This window comes from Rhizobium sp. 3T7 (assembly GCF_020166565.1).
GTDB lineage: Bacteria > Pseudomonadota > Alphaproteobacteria > Rhizobiales > Rhizobiaceae > Rhizobium.
The window spans coordinates 215,878-231,417 of the sequence record NZ_JAIQXS010000001.1 but is presented as its reverse complement, the minus strand read 5'-3'; the positions used below and the strand labels follow the sequence as shown (position 1 = coordinate 231,417).

Below are 15,540 nucleotides of genomic sequence, written 5' to 3'. Positions count from 1 at the left end.
CTCAGCCCTCCCTGCCGACGCGCCAGGAATTGGCATAGATGTTGATCGCAGCCGGATCGAAGGTCACCCGCGCATCCGCCGGGATTTCAGAATCCTCCGTCACGATGATGGCGATCGGCTGACCGGCAAATGTCGCCCGTACGACCTTCTGCCGTCCAATATCCTCGACCCTGTTGACAGTAACCGGCATCCCCTCGCGGCCGAGATCGATGAACTCCGGACGGATGCCCAGCTCGATCTTTGCACCAGCGGCCGTTTGCGGCGCATAGTCCAATGACAGTGTTTCGCTGCCCATGCGGACCGCGTTACCCTGCAGCTGGACCGGCAGAACGTTCATGCCCGGCGAGCCGATGAAGTAGCCGACGAATGTATGGCTCGGCCGTTCGAAAAGTTCTGCCGGCGTGCCGATCTGGACGATTTCCCCCTCGTACATGACGACAACCTTGTCAGCGAAGGTCAGCGCCTCCGTCTGGTCGTGGGTCACGTAGACCATGGTGAAACCGAACTGCTTGTGCAGGCGCTTCAACTGCGAACGCAGCACCCATTTCATGTGCGGGTCGATAACGGTCAACGGCTCGTCGAACAGGATTGCGTTGACGTCGTTGCGCACCAGTCCGCGGCCGAGCGAGATCTTCTGCTTCTGGTCGGCCGTCAGGCCCTGTGCCTTGCGTTTTGCCATCCCACCGAGATCGATCATCTCGAGAATGTCGCGAACGCGGCGATCGACTTCCGGCTCGGCAACACCGCGGTTGCGCAGGGGAAAGGCCAGATTGTCGTAGACGGTCATGGTGTCGTAGATGACCGGGAACTGGAACACCTGCGCGATGTTGCGCGCCTGCGTGGAAAGGTTCGTTACATCGTTGCCATCGAAGAGGATGCGGCCATGCGATGGCTGCAGCAGGCCGGAAATGATGTTGAGCAGCGTCGTCTTTCCGCAGCCGGACGGTCCGAGAAGCGCGTAGGCGCCGCCGTCCCTCCATTCGTGATCGACTTCGCGCAGCGCGTAGTCCGTGTCCGACTTCGGGTTCGGCCCGTAGGCGTGGCGGATGTGGTCGAGCGTGATGCGTGCCATGTCCTTCTCCCTTACGCCTTTGCGCCAGTTGCAATAGCGCGACCGTCGGTGCCAAAAGCCATGACGTGACGCGTGTCGAGATAGACGTCGACCTCGGTGTCCGGATCGATGTTGTGAATGCCGTGCGCGAGCATGACCCAGCGCACACCATCGAAATCCAGGTGCACGAAGCTCTCGGAGCCGGTGATTTCCGAGATCTGTGTGCGAGCCTGGAGCCGTGCGGCGGCCGGGGTCTGCGGCGAAAGACCGAGGTGGTGCGGATGGAACGCAATGGTGACCGGGCCATCGGCCATTCCGGCCAGATGTGCAGGCACCGGCAGCATCGTCGCATCCTGCCTTTGGAACACTCCACCTGCCTTTACCACATCAATGAAATTGAGCGGCGGATCGGCGAAGGTCTTTGCTGTGACAAGATCGAACGGGCTTCGATAGACTGAAATGGTCGGTCCGAATTGGGTCACACGGCCTTCCGAAAGGGTCGCCGTGTTGCCGCCGAGCAGAAGCGCTTCGGAGGGCTCCGTTGTGGCATAGACGAAGATCGCGCCAGACTGCGCAAAGATCTTCGGCAGCTCAGCCCGCAATTCTTCGCGCAGCTTGTAGTCGAGGTTGGCGAGCGGCTCGTCCATCAGCACCAGGCTGGCATTCTTGACGAGCGCACGCGCAAGCGCCGTGCGCTGCTGCTGGCCGCCGGAGAGATTGAGTGGCGTCCGGTCCAGATAGGGCGTGAGGCGCAACAGATCGGCGGCCTTGCGCACTTCCCGGTCGATCGTCGCCGCATCCTTCCCAGCAATCCGCATCGGCGAGGCGATGTTTTCGTATACCGTCAGGGCCGGATAGTTGATGAACTGCTGGTAGACCATCGCGACATTGCGCTTCTGCACCGGCATGCCGGTCACATCCACGCCGTCGAAATGGACCGAACCACCCGTCGGACGATCGAGCCCGGCCATCAGCCGCATCAGCGACGTCTTGCCGGACAGCGTCGGCCCCAGCAGCACATTCAGTGTGCCTTTTTCAAACGCAAGATTGGTCACGTGGATATGATTCTCCCCACCCACCATCTTTGCGGCGTTCCGCAATTCAAGCATTCCGGTTCCCGTGCCTCCTCAACAGCGGGGACATTACCGCTTCAACCAGCCATCTGTGCCGGTCGCGCGGCCATGTACTCCTCCAACAGCGCAGCCTGTTCCTTGTTCAGACGCAGGCCGTCCTTCGTTCTTCGCCAAAGCACATCGTCCGCGCTTCTGGCCCATTCGTGATTGATGAGATAGCGAACCTCTACCTCGTAGAGATCGCCACCGAAACAGTGTCCCAGGTCCTCGGTGCTGGCCGCCCGTCCAAGAAGAACCGACGCCTTCGTGCCGTAGCGGCGCACCAGTCGGCGCGCATGCCGGTCGGCCAGGAACGGATAGCGGCCCTTCAGCTTCGCGACTTCAGCCTCATAGCCGGTTGCTGCGAAATCGCCGCCCGGCAGATGGCTTTTCGCTGTCCACGGCGCACCTTTGGCGCCGATCGCCGCAGCAATCTTTTCCAACGCGTGTTCGGAAAGCCGCCGATAGGTCGTGAGCTTGCCGCCGAATACGTTGAGCAGCGGGGCGCTTTCCCCCTCGCCTTCGATTTTCAGCACGTAGTCGCGGGTTGCCTCCTGCGCCTTGGAAGCGCCGTCGTCAAACAGCGGCCGCACGGCCGAGTAGGTCCACACGATGTCTTCCGGCCGCACCGGCTCCTTGAAATATTCGCTCGCCGCGTTGCAGAGATACGTCGTTTCTTCCTCGGATATCTTCACATCCTTCGGATCGGCCGAGTAGTCGCGGTCAGTCGTACCGATCAGCGTGAAATCCTGCTCGTAGGGGATCGCGAAGATGATGCGGTTGTCCGGATTCTGGAAGAAGTAGGCTCGAGCATCGTCGAACTTCTTCTTCACCACGATGTGGCTGCCCTGCACGAGGCGCACATGGTGAGCCTCGTTTTGCCCGAAAGCCGCGCGAATAACGTGATCGACCCAGGGACCGGCTGCATTCACCAGCATCCGCGCCTGAAAACTGTTCCCGTGCCCGCTGACGGTGTCGATCGTTTCGATCAACCACATCCCATTTTCACGTCGCGCCGAAACGACCTTCGTCCTCGGCATGATCAGCGCGCCGCGGTCGGCGGCGTCCCGCGCGTTGAGGACGACCATGCGCGCATCGTCGACCCAACCGTCCGAATATTCGAATGCCTTTGTGAAGAGCGCTTTCAACGGCTTGGCGGCCGCATCCCGACGCATGTCGAGAACCGCGGTCGGCGGCAAAAGTTTACGACCGCCGAGATGATCATAGAGAAACAGCCCGAGGCGGATGAGCCATGCCGGTCGGATGCCGCCCTTGTGATAGGGCAACACGAAGCGCATCGGCCAGATGATGTGCGGCGCCATCGCCCAAAGCACTTCGCGCTCCATCAGCGATTCGCGCACCAGACGAAACTCGTAGTGCTCGAGATATCGCAGGCCGCCATGAATGAGCTTGGTCGCGCCGGAGGACGTGCCCGAAGCGAAATCGTTCATCTCTGCAAGCGCGACCGAATAGCCACGTCCGACCGCGTCACGCGCAATCCCGCAGCCGTTGATGCCACCGCCGATGATGAAAAGATCGTGAATCTGACGGCTCACGTTCCCCCTCCGAGCCAGAATATACCGCATCGCAAAAAGCATGCGCAGTTGCGAAAGTAAAATCAGTTAAAACGAAGATTATTCGAATGTCAAACGAATGTTTTTCGAATTTTTGAAACCCACAGATTTGCCGTGAACGTCAACGTCATATCGGTGTCCGGCGCAGATAGCGCGCCGTCTGCTAAACCGCGAATCCCTCCCCCGGAAAACCCTCAATATTGTTCGGGTGCTCTGAAATAGGCGCGCGGAGCAGCCCCCAGCATCCGCCTGAACATGGTGGTAAAGGCGGAGACGCTGTCATAGCCGAGGTCAAGGGCAACGGCTGTAACAGCCTCCCCGGCTGAAAGGCGTGGCAAGGCAGTAAATACCGCTGCCTGCTGGCGCCACGTCGAGAGACTGATTCCCGTTTCCTTTCGGAAGAATCGGGTAAAGGCGCGCCGGCTCATAGCGAGCCGCTCAGCCCAGTCGTCGATAACCAGCCGGGCACTTGGATTTTCCATGAAGCCGCGGCAGAGGGCGGCCAGGCGTATGTCGGACGGAAACGGCAATCCCAACGGCCTGTCGGGAAGCCGCAGGACTTCCTCGAGCAACAGGGCCATGACAAGATCATGCCGGGCGCTTTTGGCCTCCGGCGGCGCGACGGCCTCGATGATCAGTGCCCTGGCAAGGTCGGTCAGCGCAACGACGCGGACGACCGTTGGCGGGTCGGCCAGAGCATGAGGCGCGACATAGGCGGACAGCATGGCAACGTCGCCGAGCATGTCGACGGTATGGACAAGCCCGGCCGGTATCCATAGCGCATGCTGTGGCGGCACCATCCACCGCCCCTGTACTGACGACACCATGACGACGCCGGCGCGGGCATAGACGAACTGCGCACGACTATGGCTATGCGGTTTTACATGGTAGCCGGCCGGATATTCCGCGGGGATGGCATAGACCGGCTCGGAGGCCGCCTCGATGGCAGCAAGTCGTTCCACATGGAGCGTGGCCAGCTCGCTCACCGCCAACCGCTGTCCGGATTTTGTCATTTTTGGCCCACTCGCGAAACGGCAAGACCAAAACACGAAAGCGGGACAGCAGCAAGTCGGCTATCTCCGAATCGTCAAAGGACGGAGTAGAATCGTGACAAACAGCGCAATGACGGCAGAGAGGCACTCTGCGGAACAGACGGTTTTCGGCATCATCATGGCCGTGAGCTTCTGCCACCTCCTCAACGACACGATGCAGTCGCTGATCCCTGCTCTTTATCCGATGATCAAGGACGGCTACGGTCTCGACTTCACGCAGATCGGCTTCCTTGGCCTCGTGTTCCAAGTTACTGCATCGCTTCTACAGCCGCTGATCGGCATCTATACTGACAAGCGCCCGTTGCCTTACTCGTTGACTGTCGGCATGGGCTTCACGCTGATCGGCCTGGTGCTGCTTGCCTACGCGCACGCCTATTGGGTGCTGCTCATTGGCGCCGGCGTCGTCGGCCTCGGCTCGGCGGTGTTCCATCCGGAATCCTCACGCGTTGCCCGGCTGGCTTCGGGCGGACGCCATGGTCTTGCCCAATCGCTGTTTCAAGTTGGCGGCAATTTCGGCTCGGCGATCGGTCCGCTGTTGGCAGCCTTCATCGTGCTGCCGCGTGGCCAGCATAGCGTTGCATGGTTCTCGCTTGCAGCGCTGACCGGCATGATCATCCTGTGGCGCGTCGGTGCCTGGTATGCGGACCACCGCAAGAACAATGCCGGTCGCAAGGCAGTGGTACCTGCCGCAAATGTCCCGCGCGCGAAGGTTATTGCCTCGATCGGCGTCCTGGCACTGCTGGTGTTTTCGAAGTACATCTACATGACAAGCCTTTCGAGCTACTACACCTTCTATATGATCGAGCGCTTCGGCGTGTCGGTACAGCACGCGCAGATTCTGCTGTTCGTATTCCTCGGCGCCGTCGCCATCGGCACGGTCGCCGGCGGTCCTGTTGTCGACTGGTTCGGCACCAAGTTCGTGATATGGTTCTCGATCCTCGGCGCCCTGCCCTTCACGCTTGCCCTGCCTTATGCCGACTACAGCTGGACGGTCTTCCTGACCTTCCTGATCGGCGTCATTCTCGCCTCGGCTTTCTCGGCCATTGTCGTCTTCGCCCAGGAGCTGGTTCCGGGACGCGTCGGCATGATCGCCGGTCTGTTCTTCGGCTTTGCCTTCGGTATCGGCGGCATCGGCGCAGCGGGCCTCGGCATGGTGGCCGACCACATGGGCATCGAGTTCGTCTACAAGATCTGCTCGTATCTGCCGCTGCTTGGCCTGCTCACCATCTTCCTGCCCGATATTGGCAAGGGCCGCCGCCACGCCACCAAAGCGGCCAAGTAAGCGAACACGCGCAGCGCACGAAACGACAAGGGCGGAGATCACATTCTCGGCCCTTTCAGCCCTCAGTGAGCTGGCCTGCAACTAAAGCGTGGCGCAGTTAATCCGGCTCATACCCCTGCTCCCCCGAAAAAATCAGACATTCGTCGACGGAAAACAGACCGACGTTTCATCGCGGGCGGCCTCGTTATTGCATCGAAGCTGCGTGCGACGCGCAGTAAGGTCTTGAGTTTGGAGAATACCATCTCGATGGGGTTGAGGTCGGGTAAATAGGCCGACAAGAACAGCAGCCATGCCCCGCCCCTTGATCGGTTGCGCGCTTTCAGGACCAGCCTCCTGCAGTGGTTGGCACGTGCTGGGTTGCCTGCTTTCCAACCCGAAAACTCTCAATTCGCACGGAAAAAGATGGAGTGCTTGGCAATCGCATTGACTCTGCGCGCAGCCTATTGTACTGATTGCCACACTGTTTACCGATTGGTACAGAAAGCACTAGGAGATCTAAACCATGCCTGAACGGCGCCCGCCACTCCCCCCCTTCACCCGCGAGACCGCAGTTGCCAAAGTCCGAGCCGCAGAGGATGGATGGAACAGTTGCGATCCCCACAGAGTGTCACTCGCCTATACGGTTGACAGCTATTGGCGTAATCGCGCGGAATTTGTCCAAGGGCGCGAAAAGATCGTCGAGTTCCTGACCAGGAAATGGCGTAAGGAACTCGAGTATCGGCTGATCAAGGAACTGTGGGCCCATGACGGCGACCGCATTGGGGTTCGCTTCGCCTACGAATACCGCGACGATGCCGGGAACTGGTACCGGGCATACGGCAACGAGAACTGGGAGTTCGACGAGAATGGCTTGATGCACCACCGCTATGCTTGCATCAATGATATGCCCATCAAGGAATCCGAACGTAAGTTCTTCTGGGATCGGTCTGGCCCCAGACCTGCTGATCACCCGAGCCTTTCGGAATTGGGACTGTAACACATGCCAAAGATCGTCGCCGAGCGCTCGGACGCAATTCCTTCTTTGGCCGAGGTCTTTCGGGAATATGGTTTCGAGGGCGCAAGTCTCTCGACCATCACCGAGAAGACGGGGCTCGGCAAGGGCAGCCTCTATCACTTCTTCCCCGGTGGAAAGGAAGAGATGGCCGCAGCCGTGCTCGGCGAGATCGACGAATGGTTCGAGACGCAGGTCTTCGAACCGTTACGGAGCGCGGATGATCCGCGCTCCGCTATCTCCGAGATGTTTAGCTCGGTTTCCAGGTATTTTCGCTCCGGCAGCCGAGTGTGCCTTGTTGGTGCGTTCGCACTCGATAATGTTCGCAACCGGTTCAGCGCTCAGGTCAGGGACTACTTCGCCGAATGGCATAGTGCGCTTGCCTCAGCTCTCACGCGAGCCGGATGCCCCGAGCCTGATGCCACTTTGCTTGCCGAGGAGACAGTCGTTGCCGTTCAGGGGGCTTTGGTGGTCGCCAGGGCACTCGACGAACCTGAGGTCTTCGAACGGACCCTTCAGCGGGTCCAGTCCAGACTTCTTGCTGCGACCAGTAGAGGAGAGCAGAGATGAAGAATCACCGAAATAAATTCGTCATCCTCGCACCCTGGCGGGTTAAGCGCGCCATGGATTTCATCCAGCTGAACCTGGCGACCTCGCTTCGGCTCGCTGACATCGCGCACGCGGCGGGGCTCAGTCCAATGCACTTCGCTGCGGGGTTCCGGTCAGCGACGGGCTTCAGTCCACGCGCCTATCTGCGGGAACGTCGGATAGAGCGCGCGAAACCGAAGCTGATCAGCGACAACCTGAGCATCGATGAAATCGCGATCGATGTCGGATTTCGATCGCGGACCCATTTTATCACAGTGTTCCGACGCCAAACGGCGCATCCTCCGGCACGCTGGCGGCGTTGCGGCGCCTGATTTAGATAGCGGTGAACCCGTTGTCGACGAAGAGATGTGCGCCATTGACGAACATCGACTCGTCGCTCGCGAGATAGAGCGCGGCGCGCGCCACGTCCTCAGGCTCGCCGATCCGACCCTGCTGAGCGGCAATGGCAGCGTCCGACACATCAACGCCGAGGGCCTGCAATTCGCTCACCTCGCGTAACCCATGCGGCGTGCGGATAAAGCCGGGGCAGACGGCATTGCAGCGAATGTTGCGATCGCGGAACTCCACGCCGATTGCTCGCGCAAACATATGCACGGCGCCCTTCGTCGTGTCGTAAAGCACCTCCATCGGCGTCGCGGCCACTGCCGAGATTGACGACGTGCAGACGATGGAACCGCCGCCGGCGGCAATCATCCCCGGCAGCACGGCCCGTGTCATCAGGAACATGGACCGAACGTTCACCGCATGCAGCCATTCCCACTCCTGAAGTGTCGTTTCCAGGAACGGCTTGATGACGATCGTCCCGGCGTGGTTGAAAAGCACGGTGACCGCGCCGAAGCTTTCCTCCACACCCTTGACCGCCTGGATGACTGCCGCCTCGTCGGATACGTCGGCTACCCAGTACTCCGCCACATGACCGGCAGCGCGGATTTCCTCCGCCGTTTGGCGCGCTGCCGCTTCATTCCGGTCAATGATCGCCACCTTGGCGCCCTCGGCGGCAAAGAGACGCGAGGCCGCTCCACCCATGCCCGTCGCGCCACCGGAAATGATTGCAACTTTCCCCTTCAGCCGGTCGACCATGACCACTCCCCTTGTTTGTTTGTTCCGCCGTCGCTCACTCTAGCTTGAGGGAACGCCCAAGCATCCAGTGTTGAAGGGAGTCCCATCCAATGTCCAGACATACGGCACGCCGGGTCGTTAACCTTACCAAATAACCAACAGAACAGCTTTCGGTTGTCTCAACGCGCGACACCGGGCATTGGTATTTCCAGCGGCTCACCATCAGCCGCGGTCCGGAAGGGGTCCGGATCGATAGAGCCCGCCCCCGAGGGGCCTGGGGCGGGCTTCCTCAAACACAACAAAGACATAAGTGTCGCCGGATCGTGCCGCACAGACTTGCAGCATACTGACTTGGTGCTGCGGGACTTCACGCAGGACGCCGCCAACCGGCACACGCCAAGGCTGATCGGCCTCTCGCTGCAGCCCCTACGTTACAAGAAAAGCGCGGAAATCATTCACGTTGGTACCCGTCGGTCCGGGTACAAAGAGATCGCCGGCGAGGTTGAAGGCCGACCACGCATCATGACCCGCAAGGAAAGCGCGCGCATCGCCGCCGGCGCTCCTGATGCGCGCCACCGTCCCGCCGTCGCAAAAGGCGCCGGCATTGTCTTCGGAGCCGTCGATGCCGTCGGTATCCGCAGCCATCGACACGATACCGTCAACACCTTGAAGATCGATTGCTGCGGAGAGAAGAAGCTCGGAATTTCGCCCACCCTTGCCGTATGCTCCAGATCCGATACTGACGGTGGTCTCCCCGCCAGAAAGCAGCACGAAAGGCTTTGGAGCCGGAGGCCTTGCGGAGAACTCACGAGCGAGCGCCGCATGCATCCGGCCGATATCCTTCGCCTCTCCTTCGATCGAATCCGAAAGAATGAGGGGGTACACGCCAAGGGATCTCGCCCGATCGGCAGCCGCCTCCAAGGACACGCGCGCCGAGGCAATCACATGAACCTCGTTGTTGGCGAATACGTTGTCGCCGGCGGCTGGCGCCCTCGTATTCCGGATACAGTCGATTACGCGCGCCGGGAGATCGATCCGGTAGTCCCGAATCACTCGGAGCGCCTCCTCCGCATCGCTGTTGTCTGGAACCGTTGGCCCTGACGCAACGAAGGCCGGATTGTCTCCCGGGACATCTGATACAACGAGGCTGACTACCCTGGCCGGGTAGGCAAGGGCGGCAAGCCGTCCTCCCTTGATGCGAGAGAAATGCTTCCGCACGACGTTCATGCCTGAGATGGGAGCCCCCGAGGCCAGCAGTGCTTCGCTCAAGGCGCTTTCGTCGGCGAGAGTAAAGCCAGTCGGCGGTGCCGGCAGGAGGGCTGAGCCGCCGCCGGATATCAGCGCAATGACCAGATCGTCGGAGGTCAGCCCATGCACATGGTTTATCAGCGCCTCTGCCGCAACGAGGCCAGCCCTGTCCGGGACGGGATGAGCCGCCTGCAGAATTTTGGTCGACCGACAGTCCGCGATTGGCCCATACCTGGCAACAGCGAGACCTTCGAACGGATAAGACCAGGCACGCTCGAATGCAGCCGCCATTTGGCTCGCTGCCTTCCCGGCTCCGATAACAATTGTCCGGCCTTTTGGCAGATCCGGCAGGTGGCGCACCAATGCCTCGTAGGGGTCGGCAGCCTTGACCGCCTCATGAAACAGGGTTTGCAGGAAAGCTCGTGGATCGGAAATCAAACCCTACTCCATTTTTAAAGTTCGGTGCGCGACCACTTAGCTGACGATCGCCCTCGCCCTCGGTCGCGTTTCGTTGCGCTCGTGAGCAAAGATCGCTGCAGGCAGCGGCGGCAATCCCCGGATAAGGTCAGAGCCTCGTTCGCCAACCATTATGGTCGGTGCGTTGGTGTTGCACGATGGGACCCGCGGCATGACCGACGAATCGCACACCCGAAGCCCCTCGAGACCATGGACCTTGAGATCGAGACCGACAACAGCTTCCGGCCCCGTTCCCATCTTGCAGGTGCCAACGGGATGGTGATCGGTCTTCGCGTTGGCGCAGCCGTAATTGAACAGCTGCTCGTCGGTCATGACCTTCGGGCCCGGCAGTCGCTCGGCCAGGACGTAGGGCTTGAGCGCTGCCTGCCGCATGATCTCGCGGGCGATCTTCAATCCTTCCAGTGACATGAGCTTATCATGCGGGTCGGACCAGTAGTTCGGATCGATCAGAGGCGCAGCACTCGGGTCAGCCGCGGAAAGCCGCACCGTTCCGCGTGAACGTGGGTGCAGGTAGGCCGAGTTCAGGGTTACACCGGCATTCTTCAGGCGCTCGACCCCGGCCTCGATCCCGGATCCCAGGCCGAGATGGAACTGGATGTCCGGCGACCGCGCATCCGGGTCGGCATACCAGAACCCGCCGGTCTCAAAGAGGGAGGAGGCAACAGGGCCAGTTCGAAAAAGCACATACTGAATGCCCGCCCAGATCGTCCTGTGGAGCTTGGCGACGCCATCGTAGGTATGGTCACCCGTGCATTCGGAAATGACGAATAGATCGAGGTGATCCTGCAGGTTGCCACCAACGCCCGGAAGATCGTGGTGCACCTTGAGCCCTACCGATCGAAGATGGTCAGCAGGACCGATCCCCGACTGAAGGAGTAGCTTGGGGGATCCGATCGCACCCGACGATACAAGCACTTCGCGTTCGGCGCGAACGATCTCGGAGCCACGGTCGGTCGCTATCTCGACGCCGACGGCGCGATGGCCCTCCAGGACAATGCGCGCCACCCTCGCGCCCGTCCGGACCGCCAGGTTCTTCCGTCCTTTAATTGGGGAGAGGTATGCCAGCGATGCCGACGAACGGCGACGGTCGCGTTGCGTCAGCTGATAGAAGCCAACGCCCGCCTGCTGCCGACCATTGAAATCATGATTATACGGAATGCCGAGTTCCTGGCCGGCCCGTATGTAGGCATCGCAAATCGGCAAGGGAGAGGCAGGCATCGAGACACCGAGGGGGCCCCCGTAAGAGTGATAATCGTCAGCAAAGCGCTGATTGTCTTCGGCGCGCTTGAAGTACGGCAGTATGGAGCGATAGTCCCAGCCCTCACATCCATCCTCGCTTGCCCACAGGTCATAGTCTGCCGCGTTGCCGCGGGTATAGAGCTGGGCATTGATCGATGAGCCGCCGCCGATCACCTTAGCCTGCGTATAGCGCAACACCCTGCCCTTCATGTGCTTTTGCGGAACTGTCTCCCAGCCCCAGCTCGCAACGCCCTTCGTCATCTTCGCGAAGCCCGCAGGCATATGGAACAATGGGTTCCAGTCGCCTCCACCGGCTTCAAGGAGCAGCACATTAACGTCGGGATCTTCACTCAGCCGGCTGGCCAACACGCATCCCGCGGGGCCTGCTCCGGTAATGATGTAGTCGAAACGCATTTTTCTATCCTGTTACAAGCGAGGAATGGACAGGCCGCCATCGGCGTTAATCACCGTGCCGGTGGCAAAGCCGAAGTCGCCGGAAGCAAGCGCTGCGCAGATCTTCCCGAGGTCTTCGGCCTCGCCCCATCGCCTCATCGGCACCAGGCCACTTTCGATGAGGGCGTCATATTTCGATGTCACGCCGGCAGTCATGTCGGTCCGGATGATCCCAGGCCGCACTTCGAACACCGCGATTCCTAAATCCGCCAGCCGCAAAGCAAGCCCCTGCGAAAAGGCGGCAAGGCCCGCCTTGCTGATGCAGTAATCCAGTCGTTCCGGCGAGCTTGCCTCGGCGGAGACAGACGTGATGTTGATGATCGATCTCGGATGATGAGCCACACCTGTCACGAGCATCGCCTTCACGACGGCCTGCGTGAAAAACACCGTGCCCTTGAGGTTCGTCGCCATGATCGTGTCGAAGTTTTCTGGAAGCAAGCCTAGGAAATCGCCGCGAACCACAGCCGCCATTCCGGCATTGTTGACGAGGCAATCGATGCGGCCAAAGCTCGACAGGACTGCACGCACGGTCTCGTCATGCCTGGAGACGTCGGAAACATCCGCTTGCAGATAGACGGCATCCACTCCCAAGCCCCGAAGCTCGTCGACGACGTCTTGGCTCTCCTCCGCCCCCCCGACACCGGTGATCGCTATGTTGTAACCGACCTTCGCCAGCGCGATCGCGATCCCGAGACCGATGCCGCGGCGTCCGCCGGTGACTATGGCGACTGGCCTTTCAACCTGCTCTGTCATGCGCGCAAATCCTTCGATGCGATGTGGTCGGCGACCCGCAGCGCCTGACTGGCGACCGTCAGAGCAGGGTTCACCGCAGCCGAGGTCGGCAGGAAGCTGGCGTCCACTACAAAGAGGTTCTGGTGATCGTAGGAACGGCAATAAGGATCCAGCGGTGCGCTCGCGGGGTCGTTGCCGATCCTGACGGTGCCGCACTGGTGAGACGGCGTGCGCTTGTCGAACGGCTTTGAAAGAACGATCGGGAATCCGATCGACTTGAGGACCGCCTTCAGCTTCCAGACCAGGTCGAGATGCGCATCCCAGTTCGTCCTCTGCCACTGCAGAACGATGCGCTCCCCATCCACCCTCACGCGGCTTTCCGGGTGGGGTATATCCTCGCTCATTGCATAAAAGTCGATCGCATGGCCCGTAATGTTCTGGAGCAGCCATTCCGGTGCCCAGGGCAGCGAGCCCTTGAGTACCTTTGCCGAGATTCTGCCCAGCAGCTGAACGTTCCCGAGCGGTGGGCCGCCGTTTCCATCAGACAAATAGAAATCATTGAAACCGAAGGTTTTCTGATAGATCGACCTATTTCGATAGGTCGGCGAAACAGCGATCACCGCCGACGAATTGTGGTTCATGAAATTCCTCCCGACCTGATCGGAGGAATTTGCGAGCCCGTTCGGATGGCGCATATCGGCCGAACGCAACAGCAGCACGGCGGATTGAACGGCGCCAGCCGATAAAATGACCAGCTTTGGAGCGACAGCCAGGTCCTCGCCGTTCTTGCGGTAGTGGACGCGTTCGATCCTGCCGTTTCCATCAGCCTCGAGCTTCATCACCTTCGCGTTCGTCTCGAGGCGGACGTTCGGATATTCCAAGGCCTTGAGGAGAGCGGCGGTCTCCGCATCCATCTTCCCGTCGCGCGAATTCGGATGAGCATCCCAGGGTGTCTTGGCCTTTGACAGCCAAGCGTCGATATTCACCCCCAACGGCAGCGAAAACGGGTGCAGGCCTTTCGCCTTAAGTCGCGCTCTGACATCGGCAATAGGGGGCTCGTCGGGAACAGCCGGATAGTCGTAGTTGCTCGAGTGGGCAGGCTCCGTGGGATCATCACCGAGGTTTCCCCGAACCTCGTACATCCGTTCCGCGCGGCTATACCAGGGCTCCAGAACCTCATAGGGAAACGGCCATGCGGGCGAGACGCCTTCCCTGTGGCGGATCTCCTCGAAATCTTCCCGGCGATAGCGCGATAGCACCGCACCGTAGAACTTCGAATTACCGCCAACATTGTAGTAATTGCCGGGATTGAAGGCCGTACCGTCCGCCTCGTACCACATCTCCCTTGGACGAAAATGCCCACGCTGGAAAATGGCCCGTTGGTCGCGGTTCTCCGGGCGATCGGCAATGAAGTCGCCAGCCTCGAGGATCAGGATCTCGGCACCGGTTGCCGCCAGTCCGGCGGCAACGGTGGAACCGCCCACGCCCGATCCTATGATGATGATATCAGGTGTGCTGCTCATTTCGAAAATCCAGACCAGACTACGCTATGCGCGTCTGGCTTTGAGGATCGAAGAACACTGCCTTGTCGAGATTGAACGCCAGGCGGGCGCTCTGCCCCGGCTGAATTCGGGCATCCGCGCGCAGGCGGGCCACGACTTCCTTCCCACCGAGCTTCGTCACTGCGAACGTATCCGATCCCGCCGGTTCCACCACCTCGATCAGGCAGTCGCTTTCGGCTAGGGCCTTGGCGTTGCGGTCCGCGCCATCCGGGTCGGTCAGCGCCTCCGGTCGGATGCCGAAGACGATCTCCCGGCCGGCATGCGCCTCAAGCGCACCGTTGCCTGATGTGACCGGGAGCCGAACCGGTTCTCCGTGCGGACGCGCCAGCGATACTGTCAATCCCGCGGCCCCCTTCTCGATCGTTCCCGCGAGAAGGTTCATGGCCGGAGACCCCATGAAATCAGCCACGAACATGTTGGCGGGATTGTTGTAGATTTCCGCAGGCGTGCCAAATTGCTGCACCTCGCCATCCCGCATGACGGCGATTTTGGTTGCGAGCGTCATTGCCTCGATCTGGTCGTGGGTCACGTAGACGATCGTCGTGCCGGTCGCCTGATGAAGCCGCTTGATTTCGATACGCATGTCGACACGCAGCTTAGCGTCCAAGTTTGAAAGCGGCTCGTCGAACAGGAAGAGCTTGGGATCGCGGACGAGCGCTCGCCCCATGGCAACGCGCTGCCGCTGCCCACCCGACAGCTGGCTCGGCTTGCGATTGAGCAGATGGCCGATCTGAAGCACCTTGGCGACCTTGTCGATCGCCTCGTTGCGCTCCTCGACAGGTACGCCGCGCATTTCCATGCCGAAGGATATATTTCCGGCAACCGTCATGTTGGGATAGAGCGCGTAGCTCTGGAACACCATTGCGATATCGCGCTTCGACGGATGCAGGTCGGCGATGCTTCGACCATCGACGCGGATGTCGCCCGCGGTAATCGATTCGAGGCCGGCGATGGTGTTGAGCAATGTCGACTTGCCGCAACCGGAGGGACCAACCAGGACAAGGAAGCCGCCCTTCTCCAGTTCAAGGTCGATACCCTTGAGGATCTCCAATGAGCCGAAACGCTTCTTGAGACCGGATATTTCGAGGAAAGCCATTGG

14 protein-coding genes and 1 pseudogene are annotated in these 15,540 nt (G+C 60.5%); 4 read left to right on the top strand and 11 right to left on the bottom strand.

From position 1 onward, the window contains the following. Position 1 precedes the first annotated feature (1 nt). The 4 genes from K9B32_RS01150 to K9B32_RS01135 form a co-directional block, all read right to left on the bottom strand. A complete protein-coding gene (locus K9B32_RS01150; RefSeq protein WP_224560083.1) occupies positions 2-1,072 on the bottom strand; it encodes an ABC transporter ATP-binding protein in 1,071 nt (356 codons plus the stop codon). Positions 1,073-1,083: 11 nt separating this feature from the next. Then, positions 1,084-2,160, bottom strand: a complete 1,077-nt coding sequence (locus K9B32_RS01145) for an ABC transporter ATP-binding protein (RefSeq protein WP_224560082.1) — start codon at positions 2,158-2,160, stop codon at positions 1,084-1,086. 41 nt (positions 2,161-2,201) lie between these two features. Beyond that, positions 2,202-3,719 carry a glycerol-3-phosphate dehydrogenase gene (gene glpD, locus K9B32_RS01140; protein WP_224560081.1) on the bottom strand — a complete coding sequence of 506 codons (1,518 nt, stop codon included), beginning with the start codon at positions 3,717-3,719 and terminating at the stop codon, positions 2,202-2,204. 212 nt (positions 3,720-3,931) lie between these two features. Next, entirely contained in the window at positions 3,932-4,750 is an 819-nt protein-coding gene (locus tag K9B32_RS01135) for an AraC family transcriptional regulator (RefSeq protein WP_224560080.1), read from the bottom strand. A gap of 109 nt (positions 4,751-4,859) precedes the next feature. Between K9B32_RS01135 and K9B32_RS01130 the strand changes: the two genes are divergently transcribed. Beyond that, positions 4,860-6,071, top strand: a complete 1,212-nt coding sequence (locus tag K9B32_RS01130; RefSeq protein ID WP_224560352.1) for an MFS transporter — start codon at positions 4,860-4,862, stop codon at positions 6,069-6,071. Positions 6,072-6,253: 182 nt separating this feature from the next. On the opposite strand, the pseudogene K9B32_RS01125 reads toward K9B32_RS01130, so the two are convergent. Then, a pseudogene (locus tag K9B32_RS01125) lies at positions 6,254-6,361 on the bottom strand (IS630 family transposase); the annotation flags it as partial. 212 nt (positions 6,362-6,573) lie between these two features. Between K9B32_RS01125 and K9B32_RS01120 the strand changes: the two are divergent. Genes K9B32_RS01120 through K9B32_RS01110 form a run of 3 tightly spaced genes read left to right on the top strand, consistent with a single transcriptional unit; the run spans position 6,574 to position 7,982 of the window. Further along, entirely contained in the window at positions 6,574-7,047 is a 474-nt protein-coding gene (locus tag K9B32_RS01120) for a DUF1348 family protein (RefSeq protein WP_224560079.1), read from the top strand. A 3-nt stretch (positions 7,048-7,050) separates the two neighbouring features. After that, positions 7,051-7,632: a TetR/AcrR family transcriptional regulator gene (locus tag K9B32_RS01115; protein WP_224560078.1), complete on the top strand. Its 582-nt coding sequence runs from the start codon at positions 7,051-7,053 to the stop codon at positions 7,630-7,632. Beyond that, entirely contained in the window at positions 7,629-7,982 is a 354-nt protein-coding gene (locus K9B32_RS01110; protein WP_224560077.1) for a helix-turn-helix domain-containing protein, read from the top strand. Before K9B32_RS01115 ends, K9B32_RS01110 begins: the two co-directional genes overlap by 4 nt. Position 7,983: 1 nt before the next feature. On the opposite strand, the gene K9B32_RS01105 is transcribed toward K9B32_RS01110, so the two are convergent. The 6 genes from K9B32_RS01105 to K9B32_RS01080 form a co-directional block, all read right to left on the bottom strand. Beyond that, complete coding sequence (locus K9B32_RS01105; RefSeq protein WP_007788449.1) at positions 7,984-8,751, bottom strand: SDR family NAD(P)-dependent oxidoreductase; 768 nt, start codon at positions 8,749-8,751, stop codon at positions 7,984-7,986. A 405-nt stretch (positions 8,752-9,156) separates the two neighbouring features. Then, the gene (locus tag K9B32_RS01100) at positions 9,157-10,416 is read right to left on the bottom strand and encodes a glycerate kinase (protein WP_224560076.1); all 1,260 of its coding nucleotides are present in this window, start codon (positions 10,414-10,416) and stop codon (positions 9,157-9,159) included. A gap of 36 nt (positions 10,417-10,452) precedes the next feature. After that, entirely contained in the window at positions 10,453-12,108 is a 1,656-nt protein-coding gene (locus tag K9B32_RS01095; protein WP_224560075.1) for a GMC family oxidoreductase, read from the bottom strand. 12 nt (positions 12,109-12,120) lie between these two features. Beyond that, complete coding sequence (locus K9B32_RS01090; RefSeq protein WP_224560074.1) at positions 12,121-12,900, bottom strand: 3-ketoacyl-ACP reductase; 780 nt, start codon at positions 12,898-12,900, stop codon at positions 12,121-12,123. Continuing rightward, entirely contained in the window at positions 12,897-14,402 is a 1,506-nt protein-coding gene (locus tag K9B32_RS01085) for a GMC oxidoreductase (RefSeq protein WP_224560073.1), read from the bottom strand. Before K9B32_RS01085 ends, K9B32_RS01090 begins: the two co-directional genes overlap by 4 nt. Positions 14,403-14,421: 19 nt before the next feature. Continuing rightward, positions 14,422-15,537 (bottom strand): ABC transporter ATP-binding protein, encoded by a 1,116-nt coding sequence (locus K9B32_RS01080; RefSeq protein ID WP_224560072.1) that lies wholly within the window; start codon positions 15,535-15,537, stop codon positions 14,422-14,424. Positions 15,538-15,540 lie beyond the last annotated feature (3 nt).